Source organism: Bradyrhizobium sp. CER78 (assembly GCF_029846235.1).
Classification (GTDB): Bacteria; Pseudomonadota; Alphaproteobacteria; order Rhizobiales; family Xanthobacteraceae; genus Bradyrhizobium.
On the sequence record NZ_JARVWP010000003.1, the window covers coordinates 174,066 to 196,497 of the forward strand.

Sequence of the window (22,432 nt, forward strand, 5' to 3'; positions counted from 1 at the left end):
TCCTTGCGCGCATGACGTGAGTCGTGTGTAAAGGGCACCGATGCGCCCCGCTTTGCTCAATCCGCTGTTTGCCCAGGTCACGACGCTTTCGGGGGTCGGCCCGAAGCAGGACAAGCTGCTGCGCTATCTGCTCGACCGCAGCGAGACGCCGCGGCTGGTTGACCTGCTGCTGCATCTGCCGGCGAGCGTGATCGACCGCCGCGCGCGGCCGAAGATCCGCGACGCCGCGGTCGGAACCATGGTGACGCTGGAGGTCACCGTCGACCGTCATCGCCCGCCGCCGCCGCGCAATTCGCGTGCGCCCTACCTCGTCTATGCCAGCGACGACACCGGCGATGTGGTGCTGACCTTCTTCCGCGCCCAGCCCGGCTATGTCGAGAAGCTGCTGCCGGTCGGCGAGAAGCGCTACGTCTCCGGCACGCTGGCGATGTATGACGGCATTCCGCAGATCGTGCATCCCGATCGCGTCGTCGACGAGGCCGGCTTTGCAAAGCTCTCCGGCATCGATCCGGTCTATCCGCTGACCGAGGGGCTGGCGATCGGCTCGCTCCGCCGCGCCATCGCGCAGGCGCTGACCAAGCTGCCGGATCTGCCGGAATGGATCAGCCCCGAGGTGCTGCGCCGCTGCAACTTCCCGCCGATCCGAGAGGCGCTGACCCGCGTCCACGTTCCGGTCGAGCTGACCGACATTTTGCCCGATGGACCGTTCTGGTCGCGGCTTGCGTTCGACGAATTGCTCGCGGGTCAGCTCGCGCTCGCTTTGATCCGTGCCACGCTGCGCCGCCCGGCCGGCGTGCGCAATGCCGGCGACGGCCATCTGCGCCAGAAGATCATCGACGCGCTACCCTATGCGCTGACCAAGTCGCAGCGCGAGGCGGTCGCGGCAATCACGGAGGATCTGCGCCAGCCGGTGCGGATGCTGCGCCTCGTGCAGGGCGATGTCGGTTCCGGCAAGACCGTGGTGGCGCTGCTGGCGGCCGCTGCCGTCGCCGAGGCCGGCAAGCAGGCCGCGCTGATGGCGCCGACCGAAATCCTGGCGCGCCAGCACATCAAGACCATCGCGCCGCTCGCCGAGAGCGCAGGGATGCGTGTTGCGATCCTGACCGGCCGCGAGAAGGGCAAGGAGCGCCGCGAACTGCTGGCGCAGCTCGAGGCCGGCGAGATCGACCTCTTGGTCGGCACCCACGCGCTGATCCAGGACGACGTGATCTACAAGGCGCTGGCGCTTGCCGTGGTCGACGAGCAGCATCGCTTCGGCGTGCGCGAGCGTCTCGCGCTCACATCCAAGGGCGAGGCCGTCGACGTGCTGGTGCTGAGCGCAACCCCGATCCCGCGCACGCTGGTGCTGACTTATTTCGGCGACATGGACGTCTCCGAGTTGCGTGAAAAACCCGCGGGCCGCCAGCCGATCGACACCCGCGCGGTGCCGATGAGCCGCATCGAGGACGTGATGGACGGCGTCGGCCGCGCGCTCGGTGCCGGCAAGCTGGTGTACTGGATCTGTCCGTTGGTCGATGAATCCGAGGCTGAGGGCACCGAGCACCTCACCAACGCCACCGAGCGTTTCGAGAGCTTGCAGCAGCGGTTCGGCGATCGCGTCGGCCTGGTGCACGGCCAGATGAAGGGCACCGAGAAGGATCGCGTGATGGCGCAATTCGCCGCGCACGAGATCGGGCTCCTGGTCGCAACGACCGTCGTCGAGGTCGGCGTCGACGTGCCGGCGGCGACCATCATGGTGATCGAGAACGCCGAGCGCTTCGGCCTCGCGCAGCTGCATCAGCTGCGCGGCCGCATCGGCCGCGGCTCGGAAGCCTCGACCTGCCTGTTGCTCTACAAGGAGCCGCTCGGCGAGATGTCGAAGGCACGGCTCAAGGTGATCCGCGAGACCACGGATGGATTCCGGATCGCCGAGGAAGATCTGAAGCTGCGCGGCGAAGGCGACGTGCTCGGCATCCGCCAGAGCGGCCTGCCCGGCTATCGCATCGCGCGCTCCGAGGTGCACGGCCAGCTCATCACCCAGGCCCGTGACGAGGCGCTGCGGATCATGAAGGACAATCCGAAGCTGAACGGCGAGCGCGGCGAAGCCCTGCGCGTCCTGCTCTACCTCTACGAACGCGACGAAGCCGTGCCGCTGATCGGCGCGGGGTAGCTGGTTTCGCCCCCTCGATGCAGCGGCGATCTGCTTCCCCATCGTCATTGCGAGCGCAGCGAAGCAATCCATCGCTCCGCATACGCTGAACCATGGATTGCTTCGTCGCTTCGCTCCTCGCAATGACGGGGAGAAAACTCGGCTTTGCTGTTAAAGCCCCGCTGAGGCGCAATGGTGGCGCTATTTGTTGTGAGGCTCGTCAGACCCCGCATAAGGCACCAGCTCATGTCCCGCAGCCTGCCAGCCGCGGCAGCCGCCCTGGATCACGGAGACATTCTCGAAGCCGATCTCGCGCAACGCCTGCGCAGCGCGCGAGGCCTTGCCGCCACCGCCGCAGGTCAGGATCACCGGACGCTCGCGGTCGACGAGCGCCGGATCGATAGCCGCGACGGCCGCGATCTCTGCGTGGCTGATATTTCGCGCACCCGCGATGGTGCCGCGCTCGAGCAGCTGCCAGGGCTCGCCGACATCGATCAGGGTGACGCCGCCCTGCTCCAGCGTGTGCTTGGCCTCGTCGGGCGATAGCATGCGAACGGCCGCGTCGCGCGTCTCGGAACTCATCAGCCCTCGACCTTGGCCGGCGCCGCCGGCTGCAACGAGGCCTGGTTGGCGATCCGCGCGGCATTGGCCATGCCGGCGAGCGCCGCGGCGCGCTTCTGATCGCTGGTGCCGGGCTGCACCACACCGGCCGACATGATCAGCGTCGCGGCATCCTCGGTGCTCATCTCGATCTCGATGATCTTGCTCTTCGGCACGTAGAAGAAGAATCCGGTGGTCGGGTTCGGCGCGCACGGCAGGAACACCGAGATGTGCTCCTCGTCGCCGGGGAAGCTGGCGGCGAGCTCGGCGCTCGGCGCCTGCGAGATCAGCACGATCGACCACATCCCGGGCGAGGGAAACTCGACCAGGCCGACGCGGCGGAAGCTCGAGCCGTTGCCGGAGAACAATGTTTCGAACACCTGCTTCAGGCCGCGATAGATCGCGCGCACCGCAGGGATTCGCCCGAGCAGCCGCTCGCCGAGATCGACCAGCGTACGCCCGATCAGGTTGGCGGTGAGGAAGCCGAGCAGCGTCAGCGCGATGACCGCGACGATCAGGCCGGAACCGGGCAGCCCGAACGGCAGATAGGTCTCCGGCCGGTAGGCGGTGGGCACGAACGGCCGGACCAGATTGTCGACCCAGTTCACGAACCACCAGGTCAGGTACAGGGTGATCGCAACCGGCCCGGCGACCACCAGGCCGGTCAGGAAATAGTTCCGGAATCGCGCCATCAGCCCGCGTGGGGCATCCGGGGGCAAATCACCCGTGACGGGAGGCACTTGGTTGGAAGTCATTGCGGTTCCAAGGTCGTCGAAGCGGCCGTAGTCCACCACCCAGCTAAGCCATTCTGCCGCATTTTTGAAGAGCCGCGTGACGGCCAGCCTTGCGACTATTCGACCGTGACCGATTTGGCCAGATTCCGGGGCTGATCGACGTCGGTGCCCATCACCACGGCGGTATGATAGGCGAGCAGCTGGACCGGAACGGCATAGACCATCGGCGCGAAGGTCGCCCCCATGTCCGGCATCACGATCGTCACCAGCGACTGGATGGTCGCCTCCGCGGCGCCCTTGGCGTCGGTCATCAGGATGATCTTGCCGCCGCGGGCCGCGACCTCCTGCATGTTGGAGACGGTCTTCTCGAACACCTTGTCGAACGGCGCGATCACCACGACCGGCATGTGCTCGTCGATCAGCGCGATCGGGCCGTGCTTGAGCTCGCCGGCGGCGTAGCCCTCGGCATGGATGTAGGAGATTTCCTTCAGCTTCAGCGCGCCTTCCAGCGCCAGCGGATAGCTGGTGCCGCGGCCGAGATAGAGCACGTCGCGCGACTTCGAGATCTCGCGCGCCAGCTTCTCGATCTGCGGTTCGGTGGTCAGCGCTTGCGACATCAGCCGCGGAATCTCGACCAGGCTGTGCACCAGCTTGGCCTCGTCGGCATCGGACAGTTCGCCGCGCGCCTTGCCGGCGGCAACTGCGAGCGAGGCCAGCACCATCAGCTGGCAAGTGAACGCCTTGGTCGAAGCGACGCCGATCTCGGGACCGGCCAGCGTCGGCAACACCGTCTCGCTCTCGCGCGCGATCGTCGAGGTCGGCACGTTGACGACCGACAGCGTGTGCGCGCCCTGCGCCTTGGCGTAGCGCAGCGCCGCCAGCGTGTCGGCGGTCTCGCCCGACTGCGAGATGAAGATCGCAAGGTCGCCCTTGCGCAGCGGGGCCTCGCGGTAACGAAATTCCGAGGCGACATCGAGCTCGACCGGCAGCCGTGCCAGCCGCTCGAGCCAGTATTTGGCGACGAAGCCGGCATAACTCGCGGTGCCGCAGGCGGTGATCGAAACGCGCTGGATGGCGTTGAAGTCGAACGGCAGCTTGACCGGCATGGTGACGCGCTCGGCCGCCAGGTCGACGTAGCGGGCGAGCGTGTGCCCGACCACTTCCGGCTGCTCGTGGATCTCCTTGGCCATGAAGTGGCGATAGTTCGCCTTGTCGACCAGCGCGGTCGCCGTCGTGTGCTTGATCGCCTCGCGATGGACGATGGCGTTGTCCTTGTCGAAGATGGTGGCGCCCTTGCGGTTCAGCACCACCCAGTCGCCGTCCTCGAGATAGCTGATCGTGTCGGTGAACGGCCCGAGCGCGATCGCGTCCGAGCCGAGATACATCTCGCCGTCGCCATGGCCGACCGCAAGCGGGGGGCCATTGCGGGCGCCGATCATCAGATCGTCCTCGCCGGCGAAGATGAAGCCGAGTGCGAAGGCGCCGCGCAGTTCCGACAGCACCGCCCTCACCGCCTCGACCGGCTTGACGCCGCCCTTGAGCAGATTGTCGACCAGATGCACCACGACCTCGGTGTCGGTCTCGGTCGAGAACACCGCACCCTTGGCTTCGAGATGCTCGCGCAGCTCGCGGAAATTCTCGATGATGCCGTTATGCACCACGGCGACGCGTTCGGTTGAGTGCGGATGCGCGTTGTTCTCGGTCGGCCGGCCATGCGTGGCCCAGCGGGTGTGGCCGATGCCGGTATGGCCGCCGAGCGGCTTGGCCCCCAGCCGGGCCTCCAGATTCTTCAGCTTGCCCTCGGCGCGCCGCCGCGCCACGACGCCGTTCTCGAGCGTTGCGACCCCCGCGGAATCATAGCCGCGATATTCGAGCCGCTTGAGCGAATCCACCAGTTGCTCCGCGACCGGAGCGCGTCCAAGAATGCCGACGATGCCGCACATGCGGTTCAATGTCCCCAAAAATCGCCGAAAATTTGCCAAAGCGGCGACACGGTCCCTTAACGGGAATCGCCAGTCGCAAGATACTCAATAATTATTGCCGATTGCGACAGTCTTAAACGGCAAGGTTGATGCGAAAGGCTGGTTAATCGGGGCTAACTAATTTGGCAAGAGTGCGTAGCGGGCACTGCCGTCGGCAGCCCAACTTGGGCTTTACCCATGCATCTTGGCGTGAGCGAATATGCCCACGAGGCCCCAAAACATCATTCCGCTGATCATCGCCACGATGTCGTACGGCCGAAGGCCGACGAGGCCGCAGACCCCGCGACCGGTCTTTGTGAAGAACGTTTCGACCAGAGCTTGGAGCAAATAAAGGTTCCCAGCCCCGACCACGCAGCCAGACGTCGCGGCACGTCACCAGTATGCCCTGCAGTCCGTTCTTGAGCAAAGCAGATAGAGCGCGAAGTACGTCACCAGACTGCAAAAGAGTCCAGTCAGAACCGTCGCGGCATGTTTGCGCATGATGTGCTTTGCACCACCGCCGACTAAGAGCGATGAAACCGCCAACGACAAACGCCGCCAAGTGCGGCGCGTGTTCAAGGCCGGCCAGATCACCTTCAACGCCGGCCATTCCACGATCGACTGCACGGTGCGCGGACTGTCGCGCGACACCGCGACGATCGAGGTGCTGTCCACCTCGGGGATTCCCAATCAGTTCAAGCTCGCGATCGCCGCCGACGCGCTGTCGCGGGCCTGCCGCATCACCGCAAAGGCCGACAACCGGATCGAGGTCGCCTTCACCTGATGCTCCCCTCCGATCGTCATTCCGGGGCTCGCGAAGCGAGAGCCCGGAATCCATTTCACCGCTTGTCCTGAGGCCCGATGGATTTCCGGGCTCGACGCTAACGTGTCGCCCCGGAATGACAAGTGGATGGGTCGCACAGTCCGGACGAGCTAACGGGTCCGACATATCGCTTTGCCCGTACGGGCAAGCGCTGCGGCAGGGCATCGCCGCCGTCGCACGAGCGCCCTAATGCTCGACCCGGTACAGCCGCCAGCGCTCCGGCACGCCCTTGAGCTGATGTGCGCCGCGATCCTTGAAACGGACTTCGGACTCCAGCATCAGGTCCTTGACCGCGCTCGAGACCAGGACCTCGCCGGCACCCGCTTTGGCAGCGACGCGCGCGCCGATGTGAAACGCAAGACCGATGACCTCCGCTCCGCTCACCTTGTACTCGCCCGCGTGCAGCCCAATCCTGATCTCAAGCCCCAGCGTGCGCACGGCTTCGCGGATCGCGGTCGCGCAGCGGATCCCGGCCGCCGGCTTGCCGAACGTCGCCAGCACGCCGTCCCCGGTCGTCACGACTTCCTTGCCGCGCAGAGCCTTCAGCTCCCTGCGGACGGCGGCATAATAGTGGTTCATCACCGTCGCCCAACGCGAATCGCCGAGCCGTGCGGCCTTTTCGGTGGACCGAACGATATCGACGAACAGGATCGTGGCGAGCGCCTGCTTGAGCTCCGAGCCTCGCTCGGCGGTCCGGCGCCGGTTCGCGATATTTCCTGTCAGCGGTTCATAGCGATGGCTGCGCCGCCGCGCGATGGCAGCCTTGGTGTAGTCCTGGGCACGCTGCACCGTACGGCAGCGAATGGTCTTTTCCTGCGGAGGGAACGTCCAGTAGACCTTTCGCCCGCTTCCGGCGCCCTGAACCTCCACGGCGCCCCACTTCAGGAAAACCGTCGAGCCAGTCCGCCGAATGCACCATGCCTTGGATGTGTATCCGGAGACGTTCGATTGATGGACTCCGATGCGAAGGAATTTGGGCATGAGCGTCCGGCCGAGAGCGCTTGGGGTCCTACCTCCGGTAAAGCGTAGTCAGACATTCCCGCATTGGCAACAGGACGCGCGATCGGCACCTGGCTTTCCGCCTCTGCAAGGGAGAGGGCGGAACGAAGAGCAAAGCTCGGTAAATCATGTCGCGAGAACGCGAAGCTGCGTTCCCACCCGGAGCTGTCATCGCCCGGCTCGACCGGGCGATCCAGTACGCCGCGGCCTCTCGGCTCGATAGCAACTGCCTCTGGAATACTGGATCACCCGCTTTCGCTTTTCGCGGGTGATGACATCCCACGTTGGGATACGCAGGAATGGCAACGTCACGCGCAGACAAACTCGCGATCACGCCGGCAGAAGTTCACTTCCCCTTCGCGGCCTTCTCTTTCAGCTTCGCCGCGCGGTAGCGCGTCGCGCCGCCTTCGCGGATCGACTGTTCGCTGCGCTCCAGCGCCATCGCGTCGTCGGGGACGTCCTTGGTGATGACGGAGCCCGAGCCGATATAGGCGCCCTTGCCGATCGTGACCGGCGCGACCAGCGACGAATTGGTGCCAACGAAGGCGCCCTCGCCGATCAGCGTCTTGTGCTTGAGGAAGCCGTCATAGTTGCAGGTGATGGTGCCGGCGCCGAGGTTGGAATTGGCGCCGACATGGGCGTCGCCGACATAGGAGAGATGGTTGACCTTGACGCCGGCCTCGAGCACGGCAGCCTTGGTCTCGACGAAATTGCCGATCCGCGCGCCGTCGCCGAGCGAGGTGCCCGGCCGCAGCCGCGCATAGGGACCGACCGACACCTTCTTGCCGACCTTCGCCTCGACGATGTGCGAGAACGAATGGATCACGGCGCCGTCGTCGATCGAGACGCCCGGTCCGATCACCACGAACGGCTCGATCACGACGTCCTTGCCGAACTTCGTGTCGGCGGCGAGATAGACGGTGTCGGGCGCGATCAGGGTCACGCCGGCCTCGAGCGCCTGCTTGCGTAGCCGCGCCTGCATCACGGCCTCGGCCTCGGCGAGCTGCGCCTTGGTGTTGATGCCGCGCACTTCGTCTTCGCTGGTTTCGATCACGACGGCCTCCAGTCCCAATTCCCTGACGATGCCGACGGCATCGGTCAGATAATATTCGCCCTTGCTGTTGGCATTGCCGATCTTCTCGATGATCGCGAGCGCCTTCCTGCCGTCGAACGCCATCACGCCGGCATTGCACAGCGTGATCTTGCGCTCCTCGGGGCTGGCGTCGGCCTGCTCGCGGATCGCGACAAGCTTGCCGTTCTCGACCACCAGCCGGCCGTAGCCGGTCGGGTCGGCGGCCTGGAAACCGAGCACCGCAAGCGCCGCGCCGTCGCGCAGCGGCGCGCGCAGGCGCGCAAAGGTCTCGGCCGAGATCAGCGGCGTGTCGCCGAACGCGACCAGCAGGTCGGCGGCGCCGCGGGCGATCGCCTCGCGCGCGGCCAGCACCGCATGTGCCGTGCCGAGCCGCTCGCGCTGCACGAAGGTCTGCGCATCGGGCCGCACCCGGCGGGCCTCGGCGGCGACCGCCTCATGGTCGGGACCGATCACGACCGCGAGCTGCGAGCCTTCGCCTGAGGCGGCGGCATTGAGCACGTGCGCCAGCAGCGCCTGCCCGGCCACGGGGTGCAGCACTTTCGGCAGCGACGAGCGCATCCGCGTGCCCTCGCCGGCCGCAAGCACCACTGTCAGGCTCGTTCGCGCAGTCATTCACAATCCTCGATATCTCGCGCAGCTCGCTGCGCCAAGCTTGGTTCGAGGCCGTCTTTAATTGTTTTCCCCGGCAGAAGAAACCGTTTCGCCCTCACGGTCCTCCGGATTCAAGTTCCCGGTCCATTTCCTGTTAATCTTTGCCTCGTGATTCGGCGGGCCTTGAGGAGGGCCAAGCGGGCTTTGGCCAAAGATCGCGACAATCTGGCGGCGGATTTCGACACCGAGAGCACCTCCGGCTTTTTGGCCGAGGAGGATGCTTTCGATCGCCGCATGCTGTGGCGGCTCGGCTCGTGGGGCGTGGCCGCAGTCGGCGCCGTCACCATCGCCGTGATGGCCAACCAGTCGGCGCTGACGATGCGGCGCGACCTCGTCGCTGCGTCAGACATCGCACGCCAGGCCCAGCAGCTGCAGACGCTGGCGAAGGAAAGCCACACCGAAACGCGCCGGCTCGCATCCGCGATCGATACGCTCAACGGCGACCGCGACCGGCTCTATTCGCGCGTAACCACGCTGGAACAGGGGCTCGACTCGGTGACCGGCACGATCGCCAAGCAACCGTCAGCACTTGTGCCGGCGCCAGCAACATCGGCAGCCGCGCCCGGCACGCCGCCGGGCTCCGCCAATTCGGCGCCAACCGTTGCCGCGGTCGCAACCGCACCGCCGGCCGCATCGGACAAACCGGTCGTGGCCGAGAAGGTGCCGGCATCCGCCGACAGTAAGGTCTCGGCACCGATCGAGAAGCCGGTAGCGGCGGCCGAAAAGCCCGCAGTGGCCGACAAGAAGCCGGCACCCGCCACGACCAGGCAACAGGCTGCCGTCGAGAAGCCGTCGGCATCCGACAATCCGCCGCCGGCTTCACCCAACACCCCATCCGTTGCCAGTCCGATGAGCGCCGCGGCCGCCGCAGCCAGTGCCGAGGATGCGAAAACGGCCGCGCCGGCTTCCGCAACGGTTGCCGACAAGCCACCTGCCGAGAAGCCGCTGCTGGCATCGTTCGAGCCCGCGGCGAGCAAGGGAAGCGAAGCGGTCAAGCCGCCGACCGCCAACGACGTCAGCGCCGCGCCGATCCCTCCGCTGGTGATCACGCCGGATCCGGACTCCGATGTTGAAGACGATGCGCCGAAGGCGCAGATCCACCGCACCGAGTTCGGCGTCGATCTCGGCACCGCAAATTCGGTCAATGGACTGCGCGCGCTGTGGCGCGGCTTGTTGAAATCGAAGGCCAACGCGCCGCTGGTCGCGCTGCGGCCGATCATCGTCATCAAGGAAAACAGCAACGGGCTCGGCATGCAGTTGCGTCTGGTCGCTGGACCGCTGAACGACGCCGGGACCGCCGCCAAGATCTGCGCCGGCCTCAGCCTGGTGCAGCGGACCTGCGAGACGGCGATCTATGACGGCCAGCGGCTGGCCCTTAACGAGCCGCCCGCCGCAGCCAGGCCGGCGCAGCCGCACCGGCGGCTGGCGCCGAAGCGCACCACCATCGCTCCGCCGCAGCCGGTCGCCGAGGAAAAGAAGCCTGAGCCTGCGACGATCTCCTCGATGTTCCGGCGGAACAGCCAATAATCATGCCTGGCGAAGCGATTGCGGCCAAATTCTCAACCGATTTCGCTGCTCCAACCGAGCCTTGTCCCAGCCCCCGTTCCCGACCATAGTGCCGCGATGACAAAACCTCCGTTCCGCCTCTCTCCCTATCAGGTCCAGTTCCTGATGGTCGTCGGCTTCGTCACCGTCGGCTACGCGCTGTACGTGCGCTATCTGGCCATCGAGTTCTCGCCCGTCGCGCTGGCCTGCGACGCCGGCACGCAGACCATGCTCTGCAAGGCGCGCGCGCTCTCGACCGTGCTTTTCAAGAACTCGGTGTTCGGCATCACCGCGCTGGTGATTGCGCTGTTGAACCTAATGCGGCCCTCGATCGTGCTGCTCACCGGCGGGCTGATCGCCGCCGGGCTCGGGATCGTGCTCTACAACGTCGTGTTGTCCGGGCTTGCGATCGGGCTGTTCATCCTGGGTTTTGCGCGGCCCGCGCCCGCCACAGCGTAGCTGATAGCAAGAGGTACATCACGCAGGTCCAGTCCGACTGCCAGTTGATCGTGCCCTCGTTGTAGATCGTGTAGAGGGCGGCGATCGCAAGCAAGCCGGCGAACACGGATTCCGCGATCGGCCGGACGCCTTCCTTCGGGCGGTTGAGCATGGTCAGCAGCGCGAACGGCACCACGGCCATGGTCAGTGAGGCATACGGGAAGTCGCGGTAACGCGGATCGAAGGCGAAGCCGAGCGCGGTCTCGGCGGCGATGACGGTAGTGATGGCCAGCACGATCGCCAGCAGCGCACCGATCGCGCCCTTGCCGCGATAGTCGCGCGGCCCGATCAGTTCCAGGAAAGTCGGCAGCGAGCGTCCGGCGATCAGCGCATGCGCGGTCAGCAAGGGTGCGATGATCGCGGCCGCGAGCAGCACGCCCCAATGCAGAAAGCCGCTGGTGCCGTAGCTCTCGTAGTAAATCTTGTCGCCGGCGATCCCGAGCAGCGTCCCCGCCGTGGTCGCCGAAATGCCGACCGCGATCCAGGCCGATGGCCGCGGCGTCCAGGGCCGGCGGCGCAGCGTCAGCCAGGCCACCAGGAAGGTGGCAACCGACAGCGCCATGCCGCCCGCCATCTGCAGCTTCCAGGCCGGATAGTTGGTGATCGCAACGCCGGGCGGGTACTTGACCTGCCGCTTGACCGAATCGAACAGGCCCCAATTGCCGCCGACGGTACCCTCGAGCATGCGCTTCCAGGGCTGGTCATAGGCTTCGATCAGGTTGACGCGAAAACCCTCGCGCTTGGCGAGGTCGAGGATCTCCGACACCACCCGCGCCTGGTTGGTGCGCGACGGCAATGCGCCCTCCCGCATCCGTCCCTGGCTCGGCCAGCCGGTCTCGCCGATCAGGATCTCCTTGCCCGGGAACGTCACCGCCATCCGCTTGCGGATCTCGTCGACATGCGCGGCGGCGTACTTCGCCTTGACCGGGATGTCCTCCCAATACGGCAGGATGTGAATGGTGATGAAATCGACCGCGTCATAGATCTCGCGATTCTTCACCCAGTATTCCCAGACGTCGGCATAGGTGACCGGGAGGTTGCCTGCCGAAGCCTTCACCGCGCGGATGTTGCCGGCAAGATCGGCAGCCGTCATCTCACCGCGCAGCAGCACCTCGTTGCCGACGATCAGCGAGGTCACCACGCCGGGATATTCCTTGGCGAGCCGCACCGCGATCGCGATCTGCTGCAGGTTCTTGAAACGGTTGCTGCTGAGCCAGATACCCTGCATCACCTTCAACCCGACCTTGGCTGCGACGCCCGGGACCTGGTCGAGGCCGTTCTCGATCGAATAGGTGCGCACGCAGTCGGTGACCTTGGCGAGATCGGCAAGGTCCTGTTCGATCTGCTCGACCGGAATCTGCGTGGTGGGGTCCAGCGGCGTCTGGGCGCCGCGGAACGGCGTGTAGGACACGCATTGCAACTTTGCGGCAGGATCGATCGGCGCACGCGCGAGCGTAATCGGCGTGGCGAGCCACCACCACACAGATGCAATCACGGCGAGCGAGATCAGGAGAAGCGCCAGCGGCGTACGAAGCGAAATCGGTTCCATCCTCCGGGGGACCGTCGAATTAGCCGGTCACAGCCCGTCTGCCAAGTGTAGGATTAGGTCAATACCATGGTTGTCCTGCGACAGTTTTGCGCTGGATCGATAAAGTTGTGAGTTTGCTGGACAAAATACCAAATTCCAGTCATCTGACTCCGCCAGAGTCTCCGCCGCACTGGAGACCTATTTGGACGGCATCACGCGAGCCGTTAGGATGATCCCGCGGGGGCAGGAACATATCGGGGAATGCATGCGTCGACGGCTGCTTGAGTTGAAGAACACTGCTTTGCGCCACCTTGCCGTAACGGGCCTTGTCACAGGTCTTGCGCTCCTGACCGGGGCCGGCGGCGCTTTGGCCCAGAGCGGCACACCGAATCCGCCGGACCAGGCCAAACAGCAGCCCGGACAGGCCGACGCCAACGCCAATGCCGCGCGGGAAGCCAACCAGCGCAAGGTCGAGGAATTCGTCGAGGCCCAGCAGGCCATCAACGGCCCGGCGGGCAATCCGGAATGCGTCTGGCTCGGCCGTCGCGTGGTCCGCCTGATGTGGAACGACGACCTCGACACCGCCTTCCGCCATCTCGACCTTTATGACCGGTTCGGCTGCCCCGGCGGCCACGTCCAGGCCGCGTTCCGCTGCCTGACCCGGTTCGGCGCCCAGATCGACGACAAGGTGCGCGGCAGCCTCGACGGCCGCATCCACGCCTGCTGGATCAATCCGGGCGCCCAGCCGCAGGCCGCGGCCGCCGCCGCACCCAGCCCGGCGCCGTCGACGGCCGGCAATGCCGCGCCCGCGCCGGCCGCGTCGCCCTCGCCTGCGCCGACCCCGTCGGCATCACCGGCGCCGGCGTCGAAATAAGCGCCTCGCCCGATCGGGTCCGGCCGCGATTTTTTTCGCGGCTGGAACGGCTTGCGCCCTTAAAACGCCATCGCGGCACACCAGTTGTTAAATCGGATGGCGGAGATATCTTTCGCTCCGCCACGTTGGTCGAACCCAGGGGACGGGTTCGCTTAGTCCTCAATCTCAGGCCCCGTATGGTTTAACCGCGATGCGCGCCGTCGTCGCCGTCCTGTTGCTTGTCACCGCCGCTCACGCCGCCCTGTGGGGTCTCTTCCAGGAGAAACAGGCCGCGCCCGATTTCCGTGGCACGCTGCCGAGCCTGTCCTACGCCCCGTTCGAGTCGGGCCACACCGTTGCTGATGTTGCCGCCGACTCCGAGAAGGTGCGCACCGACCTCAGAAAGCTCTCCACGCTGACAAAGGCGGTCCGTCTCTATTCGTCGACGGAAGGCAATGAGCTGGTGCCGCCGGTCGCCGCCGAGTTCGGCATGAAGGTTACGGTTGGCGCCTGGATCGACAAGGACGCCAACCGCAACAACCGCGAGATCGAAGCCGCGATCAACCTTGCCAAGCGCAACAGCAATGTTATCGGCATCGTGGTCGGCAACGAGACCGTGTTCCGCGGCGAGCAGGTCCCGCTCGAAAACCTCGGCTCGGTTCCGGAGGTCGGGGTGCCGCCTGAGGAATCCGAACGAATCCTTCGCGAGGAAGCGCAGCGCCTGCACGATGCGGAAACGCAGCCCGAGGACAAGCGCGCCGAGGCGATCAAATGGGCGATTGCCGAAAGCAACGTGCACCGGCTGATCAAGGTGATCCAGCGCGTCAAGAAGTCGGTCAACGTTCCCGTCACGACCGGTGAAATCTGGAACATCTGGCGCGACCATCCGCAGCTCGCCAATTCGGCCGACTTCATCGCCGCGCACGTGCTGCCGTACTGGGAAAACTTCACCGACAAGCAGGCGGTGGACCAGGCGGTCGACCGCTACAATTTGTTGCGCGACTCCTTCCCCGGCAAGCGCATCCTGATCGCCGAATTCGGCTGGCCGAGCCAGGGCTACAATCTGCGCAGCGCCGTGCCCGGTCCGTTTCAGCAGGCCACGGTGCTGCGTAACTTCGTCACCCGCGCCGAAGCCATCGGCATGGACTACAACATCGTCGAAGCCATCGATCAGCCGTGGAAGTTCTTCGAAGGCGGCGTCGGTCCCTATTGGGGCATCCTCAATGCCGACCGCGAGGCGAAGTTCGCCTGGACCGGCCCGGTCACCGATCTGAACTACTGGAAGCTTGCCACGGTCGCGGTCCTTGTCGGCCTCTTCATGTCGCTGCCGATTCTGCGGCTGGACCAGCCGACCGTGACGCAGGCGCTGCTGCTGTCGGCTGCGGCCAACGGCGTCGGCGCCTGGGTTGCGACCGTATTCTCATATTGGACCACGCATTATTTCGTCTGGGGCTCGGCCTTCGCGCTCAGCCTCGGCCTCGTGCTGCTGGTTCCGCTGGTCCTGATCGCGATGGCGCGGATCGAGGAGATCGCGGCGGTGGCGTTCGGCCGCGGGCCGCGCCGGCTGATCGGCAAGAGCGCGCCGCTGGCGCCCGCGACGATCGGCGAGAACGTGTCGTTCCCGAAGGTCTCGATCCACATCCCGGCCTATTTCGAGCCGGTCGAGATGCTGAAGCAGACGCTGGATGCCGTGTCGCGGCTCGACTATCCGAATTTCGAGTGCGTCTGCATCATCAACAACACGCCCGATCCCGAGTTCTGGCGGCCGATCCAGGATCACTGCCGGCTGCTCGGCGAGCGCTTCAAGTTCATCAATGCCGAGAAGGTGCAGGGCTTCAAGGCCGGCGCGCTGCGCATCGCGATGGAACGCACCGCAGCGGATGCCGAGATCATCGGCATCATCGACGCCGACTATGTCGTGCACCCGGACTGGCTGAAGGATCTCGTGCCGGCCTTCGCCGATCCCCGCGTCGGCCTGGTGCAGGCGCCGCAGGAGCATCGCGATGGCGACCGCTCGCTGATGCACTACATCATGAACGGCGAATATGCCGGGTTCTTCGACATCGGCATGGTCCAACGCAACGAGTTCAACGCCATCATCGTGCACGGCACGATGTGCCTGATCCGCCGCGCCGCGATGGACAAGGTTGGCGGCTGGTCCTCTGACACGATCTGCGAGGACACCGATCTCGGCCTGTCGATCCAGCAGCAGGGCTGGCTGACGCACTACACCAATGTGCGTTACGGCGAAGGCCTGCTGCCCGACACCTACGAGGCGTTCAAGAAGCAGCGCCACCGCTGGGCCTATGGCGGCTTCCAGATCGTCAAGAAGCACTGGCGGCGCTTCCTGCCCGGCGCCAGCCGCCTGACGCCCGACCAGCGCCGCGAATTCTCGCTCGGCTGGCTCAACTGGCTAGGCGCCGAAAGCCTCGGCGTCGTGGTCGCGATCCTGAATTTGATCTGGGTCCCGATCGTCGCCTTCGCCGATATCGCGATCCCCGACAAGATCCTGACGCTGCCGATCATCGCCTCCTTCGTCGTCTCGCTGGTGCATTTCGTCGCGCTCTACCGGCTGCGCGTGAACATCAAGGCCGGTCAGATGCTTGGCGCCATGATCGCGGCGATGAGCGTGCAGTGGACGGTGTCGCGCGCCGTGGCGCAGGGCCTGATCACCGAGCACCTCGCCTTCGCCCGCACCTCTAAGGGCGGCCTGTCGCGGATGTCGATCGAATTCCAGGCGTTCTGGGAAGCGGTAATCGGCGTGCTGCTGTTGATCGGCGCCATCGTGCTGGTCGTCACCAACGGCTACAAGCAGGTGCGCGAGATCTACATCTTCGCCGGCGTCCTGGTGTTGCAGAGCCTGCCATTCCTCGCGGCGGTCTCGATCGCGATCCTGGAGAATTCGCGGATCAACGAGTTCGCATTCTGGCGCAACAGCGCGATCCGCACTGCGGAACTGATCGGGCTGCGCCCGGTCAGCCTGCCCTCGGTCGCCGCCCCGCAGCAGCCGGTCGGCTCGGAAATCGGCCGCGACAACTGAGCTACTTCAAGAAACGGCCCTAAACACAGGCATCGGAACGGCAAATCCGCCCCAACGGTGCACAATTGACCGCCCCTCGGCTATTGACCCGATGGGCCCCGCCCCCTACACAGCGCGGGCTGGAGCATGATCCGGACGGTTTCACCGCTCGGTCCGGATGAGATGTTCAGGTGAGTGAGCGCGTAGCTCAGGCGGTAGAGCACGTGACTTTTAATCATGGGGTCGAGGGTTCGAGTCCCTCCGCGCTCACCAAACAAATTCCAACAGCTTCCGCCAAGTCATCCGGCCGCTGACCAGATCAACGAACCGGCGGGTTGTAGCGATCCCAGATGACGGTTCTCGAGCCACTCTGCGTCGATCGCGAGATGGCGTCGTCGAACTTGTGATAGTGGTCGAACTGCTGCTGCTCATCGCGCAGCTGCGGCGCTTGGGCAGGCGAGTAAGGACTATTCGTACCGTTCCACTGATCAGATCCCGACACGACACAACCCCATCCTGGTTCAGATACGGGCTGGTTAGCATCGTTGCGCTTGTAGCTCTGTATCGTCGCCGCAACAGCGCCGGCAATCCGCGCAAATATGCGCACACGGATTGTTTCGGTGGTTCTCCGTGCGTGAACGGTGCGCCGACCTTTGATTTCCGTGCCGATCCTGCAAAATGCGGCGCAAGGAGCCAGCACATGAAACTTGCCAGGGCGGTCGCAGCTTGGCTCGCGCCTTGCGTACTTGCCGCAACGGCCAATGCACAAAGCTGCCTCACGGGCCCGATCAAAACGAAGGACGGCACTTTGCAGACGTGGACTGTCGTCAATCGCTGCGGCGCGCCGGTGACACTGCGCTATTCGCTGACAGGTCCCCTGGGCAAGGAGCCAAAGAGCGCAATCGTCTCCGCCTGCAGCAGGCAGCGGATTGTGCAGACCTTCGCGACAGATCAGGTCGATTTTCTGGACACGGCCTATGGTCCCGGCTGGGAGAAGACTTGCCCGTCATTGGACGATGAGGTGCGTCCCAGGAAACGACCGGAAAAATCAACCAACGAAGCCGATCAGATCCCGTTTCCATCCATCAGCCCGCCGCCCTTGGCCGGTCCCAAGCCGATAGGTCCTGCGGGAGGGAAACCGATTCCCACCAAATGACGGTGTTGCGATGATCCGAAATATGCGTGCTTAGAATTTTCGCCCGGCGGATTCCATCTTCTTGCATTCCCCGCTGACGGTGAGGGATTTCCCTTCCGACGAAAGGGTCTTGGTCGCCTTGCCCGACTGTCGGGAAATGGAGATCGAAAGCGAAGCTGTGCGATCCTTTCCACCGATAGTGACATTTGCCGGGCCGTCGAAGGAGAAGGAATCCTCGCTTACTTTCCAACCTCCCGCTGTATCGATGTAGTATTGCAGCGTCGACGCGGCCATGTTCCAGTCATCAGTTGAAGCGGTTGGAAAATCGCACTCCAATGCTGCGACCGTCGTTTGCGCGCGACTTTCCGGAGCCAACGCTCCTAAGACCAGAAGCGATAAAAACCCATTTCGTATGACTCGCACCTATACACTCCTCAAAGCGTCCAATGGGTGACGCCGCAACGTAGCCCCTGAGCTTAGGCGAGGCGAGCGCCCACCAAAGACGGAATAGCTTCTGAGCGTGACGCCCTCCACCGTAAATCTCCGGACCGAAGCACGCAATGCCCCGCTCCCCGGCATGCCTCGGCCTCGGCGCGGCAGCGCGCGACGACCGCGCGAACCTGTCGTCAATCATTCAGGTGACCCCTGGCAAACGCCGGGTCGCGTCGCTGGGTTGTCGCGTCCCTGGATTCCTGGGCAAGGGTTCAGGCGTCAAGCCAGCGGCAGTTCGCCCTGCCCGCCCGTCCAGTCGATGATGTCGACCTGAAGCCCTCGCTTCAGCATCTCGGCCTCGAGACTGCCGGCGTGCCGCTTCCACTCAGGCGTGGCGCGGACGCGGAATTTTGGCTCTTCGCCATGGGCCTCGAATTCATCGTCGGCCTTGAGCGCGCCGCGGACCGCTTCGTACATCATCTTCAGGCTGGCGTCGGTGAAGGCGCCGTAGTCCATCGGTCGTCTCCCTTCAGCACTTGCGAAACGCAAAAGGCCGCCACGGAGCTAGTTGTGGCGGCCTTCTGCACAGCGGCCCATCCAGACGGCCCAACATCAGCGTTGCGTGAGTCGGGTTAATGAAACGTTGTTCGTGCGACGACGGCATTGCATCGCGGGGGCGCCAAACGATCCTGACAAAGAAAGGCCTCGCCGAAGCGAGGCCCCCTTTGATGAGCGAGATGCGTCCGGCACTCGCTAGTCGTCGTCCCAGTCACGACCACGGATGACGACGCCACGGTCGCGGTAGTAATCGCGATGATGGTACCAGCCGTGGTGCCAGCCGCGATCGTACCCCCGGTATACGCGCGGGCCGTCATCTCGATAGCCGTAATAGCCGGGGCTGCTGCCGATATAGACGCCCACGCCCTGCGCGCTGGCAATGGTGGGTGCCGCTATCGAGAGCGCCGCCGCTGCGGCAAGAGCGTAAGTAAGCTTCGTCATGACATCCTCCTTTCCAGTACCCGGTGCTAACGGCTGACGTCCGCGCATGTTGCAGGAACACGTTCGGAACTTTCGTGAACGCCTGTTCAACATCATGGCGAGTTCGATGTGCGGGCCGATTACCAGATAGCGACCGGTAGAACCTTCCGTGGTCGCGTGTTTCCCACTTCAATCGCAACCGCGCTACCAGCCGGGAACCGAGACTGGTTCCATCCAGTTCGCCGTTTTCAGATTTGACGGTCGGGACCGCGACGTGACGCGGCCCCTTTCATTTGGCCGCGTGTCGAGCGCGAGAGTTCTTCTCTTTAAGGCGCTGAGGTTATGTGAGATGTCGCTAACCGGACATGCCTTGAATCTACGTCAGCCGCAGGGGCGGTCGCGGCTCACAGCCGGAGGCATCGAAACAATTGGGCGAGCGCCGTGTTGGCGGATTGCGCGCGCCGTTCGAGCATTTCGGCCGCGGTGGCGTAGTTGCGGGCCAGGATCTGGAGCGCATGTCGAGCATCCGGCAGCGTCGACTGCTTGGCCATCTCCAGGCACTGGTGCTCGAAGTATCGAAGCTCCTCAAGTTCGGTCATTGCGTTTCGTCCGATTCCGTTCAGCATTTTCGAACTCACTGCGCCAACGGCCTAGTGAAAGTTTGGCAAGATTGTTGCGAACGCCGGACTATCTGGTCGGAGTGTTGCTGGACGCATGATTTGATAATCACCGCTCCGTGACCAGCGCGGGCACGGGCCGAGCGCGGCCCCGCGCGCCGGGCTGATCGACAAGCGCACCCGATCGCTTCAGTATGTGTGAGTCTTGGGTCGAACGCAGCAACTCTCGACCGGAGTGCAAGGGGCATCTTCGCGAGGATGGCGGTGGCGCGGCGCTGAGTTGGCTCTGTTGAACCAGATGAAGAAACGCGATTGGGTCTTCGTGGCGGCCTGCATGGCAGGCGCGCTGCTGTTCGGTATCTGGAGCGTCCAGATGGGCTTCGCGTTTCATCGCTCTCGGCAAGTCCCGACCGATCTGTCGAGCTCGCACCGGCGCAGCCAGGGCACCTCTTCCGCGCACAGCCCTGCCCGGCTCGATGCCGACGACGGCGATCAAGCGGACCACCAGTCCCGATAGGCCGCGCAATCGCGTTTCTCATCGCCATGCCGCCTAAGCCCAAGCCAGGCCTGCGACGACGGCGCCGTCATCGTCATCATTCCCGGCACGCGTGAGCCGCCTGCGGCGCGCGCTGTCCGTTGCGCGACGATGGCGCGTGTCAAGCCTGCGCAGCGCCATCGTCACGCGCCCCGCGGTGTCGCGAACGAACGCGATGGCCTGCCTGACGATGGCCATCACGGTCGCAACGCGCGTGAACAAGCCGATCAGGAAGATCATCGAGAAGACGTCGATATAGGCCAGCGCATCGCCGACCAGCATCAATTCGGGAGGAAGCGGAATCCGGTGCAGATAGGCGACGATCAGGATGACGACCGGGATCAGCGCAATCAGCTTGCGCATTGTCAGCCGGTCCAGCAAGGCGGCAAGCTCGACGACCAGGACCTGCCAGAGCCAGTCGCCAAGCGCGGCCGGCTTGTCGATGGTCCAGGTCTGCCACAACCGCTGCCACAACCCCTTCCACATCACGGCATCCGCCTTGTCCCCGCGGCAATAGCGGCTAGGGCTTTGCCGTCGCCTCGCTGCCGTCGCCCTCGACCGCGGCGCCTTGCGGATCAGCCGGATCGGCCGATGGAAAGATGCGGTCGTAATTGGCCCGGGCCTCGCGGATCAGACGCGCGCGCTCCAGTTCGGACTTCGAGATGAACTTGATGATCTCGCCCATGTGCTCTCCAACGAGGGGGAATTATCCAACCATCGGCGATGCAACCATCGTGCCTGATGGCTGCCCGGCCGACATGCGCGGCGCTTACCGGGGCGCCCGCGGCGCTATCCGCTGCTGGCTGAACGCCACGCGCGGATTGATGCCGCAATAGGCATCACGACCTGAGGCCGACGCCTGGCACTGCTCGTAGGTCTGATAGCCGCAATAGCCGGGATATCCCTCGTCCCTGCCCTGGATGCACCAGGGATAATCGTAGGGATCGGCCGCCGCCGGCTGCACCGAGCCGGCAATCCAGCTCATCCCGAGCGCCGTGAACGCGACAAAAGCCCAACTCGTCCTGCCCATGATCCTGCTTCCTTCGTCGATCGGCACCCAGCCGTCGATGTAGGTACGCCGGCGAGATCTGCGAGGTTTCTGCTTACGGCCTCAAGAAGCTGTGACCCGGGCGCGACCGCGCGCATCAGGGGACAAGGGCCCCCGGATGGGATCGGGACCATACAAAAAAACACGAGGCCCGGTGTGCCTAGGAGACCGGGCCTCGTGTCTGATGTCCCCCGCCTCGTGGCGGATCAGGTGTTGTGGTTACGCGAGCTTGCGCGCGCGATCCATCCCGGATGACTACGGGGATCAGCCGCGCACGGACGTCACTTGCTGTAGCTGTAGAACCCCTGCCCGGTCTTGCGGCCGAGATGGCCGGCATCGACCATCTCCTTCAGCAGCGGCGCCGGCCGATATTTGGGATCGTTGAATCCGGTGTAGAACACTTCCATCACCGACAGCATGGTGTCGAGCCCGATCAGATCGGCGAGCGCGAGCGGTCCGATCGGATGGTTGCAGCCGAGCTTCATGCCGGCATCGATCTCCTCCGCGGTCGCAATGCCTTCCTGCAGCGCGAAGATCGCCTCGTTGATCATCGGGCACAGGATGCGGTTGACCGCAAAGCCCGGGCTGTTCTTCGCGGTGATCGCGACCTTGCCGACGCGCTTGGCGAAGGCTTCGGCCTTGGCGACCGTATCGTCCGAGGTCTGCAAGCCCTTGATCAATTCGAGCAGTGCCATCACCGGGACCGGATTGAAGAAGTGCATCCCGATGAAACGGTCGGGACGATCGGTCGAGGCCGCCAGGCGGGTGATCGAGATCGACGAGGTATTGGTCGCGACCAGCGCGCTCGGCTTCAGCCCGGCGCAGAGATCCCTGAGGATCTTGACCTTGAGCTCCTCGTTCTCGGTCGCCGCCTCGATCACGAGATCGCAGGCGGCAAGCTTGGACTTGTCGGTGGTGGCAACGATCCGCGCGAGCGTCGCGTCGCGATCGGCGGCGGTCATCTTCTCCTTGGAGACCAGGCGATCGAGACTGCTCCCGACCGTCTTCAGGCCGCGCTGCACCGCCGCGTCCGAGATGTCCACCATGGTCACGTTCAGTCCTGCGGCCGCGCAGACCTGCGCGATGCCGTTGCCCATGGTTCCGGCGCCGATGATGCCAACCGTCTCGATCATTGCGTTCGTTCCTCGCAGCTAGCGCGGCCGCACGGCCGCATCCTCAGAAAACGGCGGACCGTGGGGTCCGCGGATGGCGCAGGAATAGCAGTCCGGTCGGGTGGCCGATACAGGAGAAGTCG

The 22,432-nt window shown here is 64.8% G+C and carries 22 protein-coding genes and 1 tRNA gene; 9 read left to right on the forward strand and 14 right to left on the reverse strand.

Features of this window, described 5'->3' with window-relative positions; translation table 11 throughout:
• Positions 1 to 40 precede the first annotated feature (40 nt).
• Positions 41 to 2,149 carry an ATP-dependent DNA helicase RecG gene (gene recG / locus QDT69_RS06695; protein WP_279705828.1) on the forward strand — a complete coding sequence of 703 codons (2,109 nt, stop codon included), beginning with the start codon at positions 41 to 43 and terminating at the stop codon, positions 2,147 to 2,149.
• Between the two features lie 180 nt (positions 2,150 to 2,329).
• Here recG and QDT69_RS06700 read toward each other — a convergent pair whose 3' ends face one another.
• The 3 genes from QDT69_RS06700 to glmS form a co-directional block, all read right to left on the reverse strand.
• Positions 2,330 to 2,710: a rhodanese-like domain-containing protein gene (locus QDT69_RS06700; RefSeq protein ID WP_279705829.1), complete on the reverse strand. Its 381-nt coding sequence runs from the start codon at positions 2,708 to 2,710 to the stop codon at positions 2,330 to 2,332.
• Positions 2,710 to 3,483 (reverse strand): DUF502 domain-containing protein, encoded by a 774-nt coding sequence (locus QDT69_RS06705; protein WP_279705830.1) that lies wholly within the window; start codon positions 3,481 to 3,483, stop codon positions 2,710 to 2,712. Before QDT69_RS06705 ends, QDT69_RS06700 begins: the two co-directional genes overlap by 1 nt.
• Before the next feature lie 95 nt (positions 3,484 to 3,578).
• Positions 3,579 to 5,405, reverse strand: coding sequence for a glutamine--fructose-6-phosphate transaminase (isomerizing) (gene glmS / locus QDT69_RS06710; protein ID WP_279705831.1), 1,827 nt, complete (start codon positions 5,403 to 5,405; stop codon positions 3,579 to 3,581).
• A gap of 589 nt (positions 5,406 to 5,994) precedes the next feature.
• Between glmS and QDT69_RS06715 the strand changes: the two genes are divergently transcribed.
• Positions 5,995 to 6,207 carry a PilZ domain-containing protein gene (locus QDT69_RS06715; RefSeq protein WP_279705832.1) on the forward strand — a complete coding sequence of 71 codons (213 nt, stop codon included), beginning with the start codon at positions 5,995 to 5,997 and terminating at the stop codon, positions 6,205 to 6,207.
• Between the two features lie 225 nt (positions 6,208 to 6,432).
• Here the strand turns inward: QDT69_RS06715 and QDT69_RS06720 are convergent, their stop codons facing one another.
• Both QDT69_RS06720 and glmU read right to left on the reverse strand, forming a co-directional pair.
• The gene (locus QDT69_RS06720) at positions 6,433 to 7,227 is read right to left on the reverse strand and encodes an adenylate/guanylate cyclase domain-containing protein (protein WP_279705833.1); all 795 of its coding nucleotides are present in this window, start codon (positions 7,225 to 7,227) and stop codon (positions 6,433 to 6,435) included.
• 364 nt (positions 7,228 to 7,591) lie between these two features.
• Entirely contained in the window at positions 7,592 to 8,950 is a 1,359-nt protein-coding gene (glmU, locus tag QDT69_RS06725) for a bifunctional UDP-N-acetylglucosamine diphosphorylase/glucosamine-1-phosphate N-acetyltransferase GlmU (protein WP_279705834.1), read from the reverse strand.
• Positions 8,951 to 9,133: 183 nt separating this feature from the next.
• Between glmU and QDT69_RS06730 the strand changes: the two genes are divergently transcribed.
• Entirely contained in the window at positions 9,134 to 10,516 is a 1,383-nt protein-coding gene (locus QDT69_RS06730) for a hypothetical protein (RefSeq protein ID WP_279705835.1), read from the forward strand.
• 96 nt (positions 10,517 to 10,612) lie between these two features.
• Positions 10,613 to 10,993 (forward strand): hypothetical protein, encoded by a 381-nt coding sequence (locus QDT69_RS06735; RefSeq protein ID WP_021081300.1) that lies wholly within the window; start codon positions 10,613 to 10,615, stop codon positions 10,991 to 10,993.
• Here QDT69_RS06735 and QDT69_RS06740 read toward each other — a convergent pair.
• Positions 10,953 to 12,581: a beta-(1-6) glucans synthase gene (locus QDT69_RS06740; RefSeq protein ID WP_279705836.1), complete on the reverse strand. Its 1,629-nt coding sequence runs from the start codon at positions 12,579 to 12,581 to the stop codon at positions 10,953 to 10,955. The genes QDT69_RS06735 and QDT69_RS06740 overlap by 41 nt on opposite strands.
• Before the next feature lie 244 nt (positions 12,582 to 12,825).
• Here QDT69_RS06740 and QDT69_RS06745 point away from each other — a divergent pair, with 244 nt between their 5' ends.
• The 4 genes from QDT69_RS06745 to QDT69_RS06760 all read left to right on the forward strand — a co-directional run bounded on the left by QDT69_RS06745 (position 12,826) and on the right by QDT69_RS06760 (position 17,588).
• Complete coding sequence (locus QDT69_RS06745; protein WP_279705837.1) at positions 12,826 to 13,434, forward strand: beta-1-3, beta-1-6-glucan biosynthesis protein; 609 nt, start codon at positions 12,826 to 12,828, stop codon at positions 13,432 to 13,434.
• A 190-nt stretch (positions 13,435 to 13,624) separates the two neighbouring features.
• Positions 13,625 to 16,453: a glycosyltransferase gene (locus tag QDT69_RS06750; protein ID WP_279705838.1), complete on the forward strand. Its 2,829-nt coding sequence runs from the start codon at positions 13,625 to 13,627 to the stop codon at positions 16,451 to 16,453.
• A gap of 176 nt (positions 16,454 to 16,629) precedes the next feature.
• Positions 16,630 to 16,705, forward strand: a tRNA-Lys gene (locus QDT69_RS06755).
• 136 nt (positions 16,706 to 16,841) lie between these two features.
• Positions 16,842 to 17,588 carry a hypothetical protein gene (locus QDT69_RS06760; RefSeq protein ID WP_279705839.1) on the forward strand — a complete coding sequence of 249 codons (747 nt, stop codon included), beginning with the start codon at positions 16,842 to 16,844 and terminating at the stop codon, positions 17,586 to 17,588.
• 30 nt (positions 17,589 to 17,618) lie between these two features.
• On the opposite strand, the gene QDT69_RS06765 is transcribed toward QDT69_RS06760, so the two are convergent.
• The 4 genes from QDT69_RS06765 to QDT69_RS06780 all read right to left on the reverse strand — a co-directional run bounded on the left by QDT69_RS06765 (position 17,619) and on the right by QDT69_RS06780 (position 19,603).
• Positions 17,619 to 17,990, reverse strand: a complete 372-nt coding sequence (locus QDT69_RS06765) for a hypothetical protein (RefSeq protein WP_279705840.1) — start codon at positions 17,988 to 17,990, stop codon at positions 17,619 to 17,621.
• Positions 17,991 to 18,278: 288 nt separating this feature from the next.
• Positions 18,279 to 18,515 (reverse strand): hypothetical protein, encoded by a 237-nt coding sequence (locus tag QDT69_RS06770; RefSeq protein ID WP_279705841.1) that lies wholly within the window; start codon positions 18,513 to 18,515, stop codon positions 18,279 to 18,281.
• Between the two features lie 237 nt (positions 18,516 to 18,752).
• The gene (locus tag QDT69_RS06775) at positions 18,753 to 18,998 is read right to left on the reverse strand and encodes a hypothetical protein (RefSeq protein ID WP_279705842.1); all 246 of its coding nucleotides are present in this window, start codon (positions 18,996 to 18,998) and stop codon (positions 18,753 to 18,755) included.
• Positions 18,999 to 19,381: 383 nt separating this feature from the next.
• A complete protein-coding gene (locus tag QDT69_RS06780) occupies positions 19,382 to 19,603 on the reverse strand; it encodes a hypothetical protein (RefSeq protein WP_279705843.1) in 222 nt (73 codons plus the stop codon).
• A gap of 280 nt (positions 19,604 to 19,883) precedes the next feature.
• Between QDT69_RS06780 and QDT69_RS06785 the strand changes: the two genes are divergently transcribed.
• Positions 19,884 to 20,111 carry a hypothetical protein gene (locus tag QDT69_RS06785; protein WP_279705844.1) on the forward strand — a complete coding sequence of 76 codons (228 nt, stop codon included), beginning with the start codon at positions 19,884 to 19,886 and terminating at the stop codon, positions 20,109 to 20,111.
• Positions 20,112 to 20,144: 33 nt separating this feature from the next.
• On the opposite strand, the gene QDT69_RS06790 is transcribed toward QDT69_RS06785, so the two are convergent.
• The 4 genes from QDT69_RS06790 to QDT69_RS06805 all read right to left on the reverse strand — a co-directional run bounded on the left by QDT69_RS06790 (position 20,145) and on the right by QDT69_RS06805 (position 22,310).
• The gene (locus QDT69_RS06790) at positions 20,145 to 20,615 is read right to left on the reverse strand and encodes a hypothetical protein (protein WP_279705845.1); all 471 of its coding nucleotides are present in this window, start codon (positions 20,613 to 20,615) and stop codon (positions 20,145 to 20,147) included.
• Positions 20,616 to 20,649: 34 nt separating this feature from the next.
• A complete protein-coding gene (locus tag QDT69_RS06795; protein ID WP_279705846.1) occupies positions 20,650 to 20,814 on the reverse strand; it encodes a hypothetical protein in 165 nt (54 codons plus the stop codon).
• Between the two features lie 84 nt (positions 20,815 to 20,898).
• On the reverse strand, positions 20,899 to 21,159 hold the full coding sequence (locus QDT69_RS06800) for a DUF3551 domain-containing protein (RefSeq protein ID WP_279705847.1): 261 nt from the start codon (positions 21,157 to 21,159) through the stop codon (positions 20,899 to 20,901).
• A 299-nt stretch (positions 21,160 to 21,458) separates the two neighbouring features.
• Complete coding sequence (locus tag QDT69_RS06805) at positions 21,459 to 22,310, reverse strand: 3-hydroxybutyryl-CoA dehydrogenase (RefSeq protein WP_279705848.1); 852 nt, start codon at positions 22,308 to 22,310, stop codon at positions 21,459 to 21,461.
• Positions 22,311 to 22,432: the final 122 nt, after the last annotated feature.

Excerpts from the sequence above, each read along its gene's own strand:
- recG (WP_279705828.1), top strand. The coding sequence starts at position 41 with ATGCGCCCCGCTTTGCTCAATCCGCTGTTTGCCCAGGTCACGACGCTT.
- QDT69_RS06700 (WP_279705829.1), bottom strand. The coding sequence starts at position 2,710 with ATGAGTTCCGAGACGCGCGACGCGGCCGTTCGCATGCTATCGCCCGAC.
- QDT69_RS06705 (WP_279705830.1), bottom strand. The coding sequence starts at position 3,483 with ATGACTTCCAACCAAGTGCCTCCCGTCACGGGTGATTTGCCCCCGGAT.
- glmS (WP_279705831.1), bottom strand. The coding sequence starts at position 5,405 with ATGTGCGGCATCGTCGGCATTCTTGGACGCGCTCCGGTCGCGGAGCAA.
- QDT69_RS06720 (WP_279705833.1), bottom strand. The coding sequence starts at position 7,227 with ATGCCCAAATTCCTTCGCATCGGAGTCCATCAATCGAACGTCTCCGGA.
- glmU (WP_279705834.1), bottom strand. The coding sequence starts at position 8,950 with ATGACTGCGCGAACGAGCCTGACAGTGGTGCTTGCGGCCGGCGAGGGC.
- QDT69_RS06735 (WP_021081300.1), top strand. The coding sequence starts at position 10,613 with ATGACAAAACCTCCGTTCCGCCTCTCTCCCTATCAGGTCCAGTTCCTG.
- QDT69_RS06740 (WP_279705836.1), bottom strand. The coding sequence starts at position 12,581 with ATGGAACCGATTTCGCTTCGTACGCCGCTGGCGCTTCTCCTGATCTCG.
- QDT69_RS06745 (WP_279705837.1), top strand. The coding sequence starts at position 12,826 with ATGCGTCGACGGCTGCTTGAGTTGAAGAACACTGCTTTGCGCCACCTT.
- QDT69_RS06750 (WP_279705838.1), top strand. The coding sequence starts at position 13,625 with ATGCGCGCCGTCGTCGCCGTCCTGTTGCTTGTCACCGCCGCTCACGCC.
- QDT69_RS06770 (WP_279705841.1), bottom strand. The coding sequence starts at position 18,515 with ATGGACTACGGCGCCTTCACCGACGCCAGCCTGAAGATGATGTACGAA.
- QDT69_RS06775 (WP_279705842.1), bottom strand. The coding sequence starts at position 18,998 with ATGACGAAGCTTACTTACGCTCTTGCCGCAGCGGCGGCGCTCTCGATA.
- QDT69_RS06780 (WP_279705843.1), bottom strand. The coding sequence starts at position 19,603 with ATGCTGAACGGAATCGGACGAAACGCAATGACCGAACTTGAGGAGCTT.
- QDT69_RS06790 (WP_279705845.1), bottom strand. The coding sequence starts at position 20,615 with ATGTGGAAGGGGTTGTGGCAGCGGTTGTGGCAGACCTGGACCATCGAC.
- QDT69_RS06795 (WP_279705846.1), bottom strand. The coding sequence starts at position 20,814 with ATGGGCGAGATCATCAAGTTCATCTCGAAGTCCGAACTGGAGCGCGCG.
- QDT69_RS06800 (WP_279705847.1), bottom strand. The coding sequence starts at position 21,159 with ATGGGCAGGACGAGTTGGGCTTTTGTCGCGTTCACGGCGCTCGGGATG.
- QDT69_RS06805 (WP_279705848.1), bottom strand. The coding sequence starts at position 22,310 with ATGATCGAGACGGTTGGCATCATCGGCGCCGGAACCATGGGCAACGGC.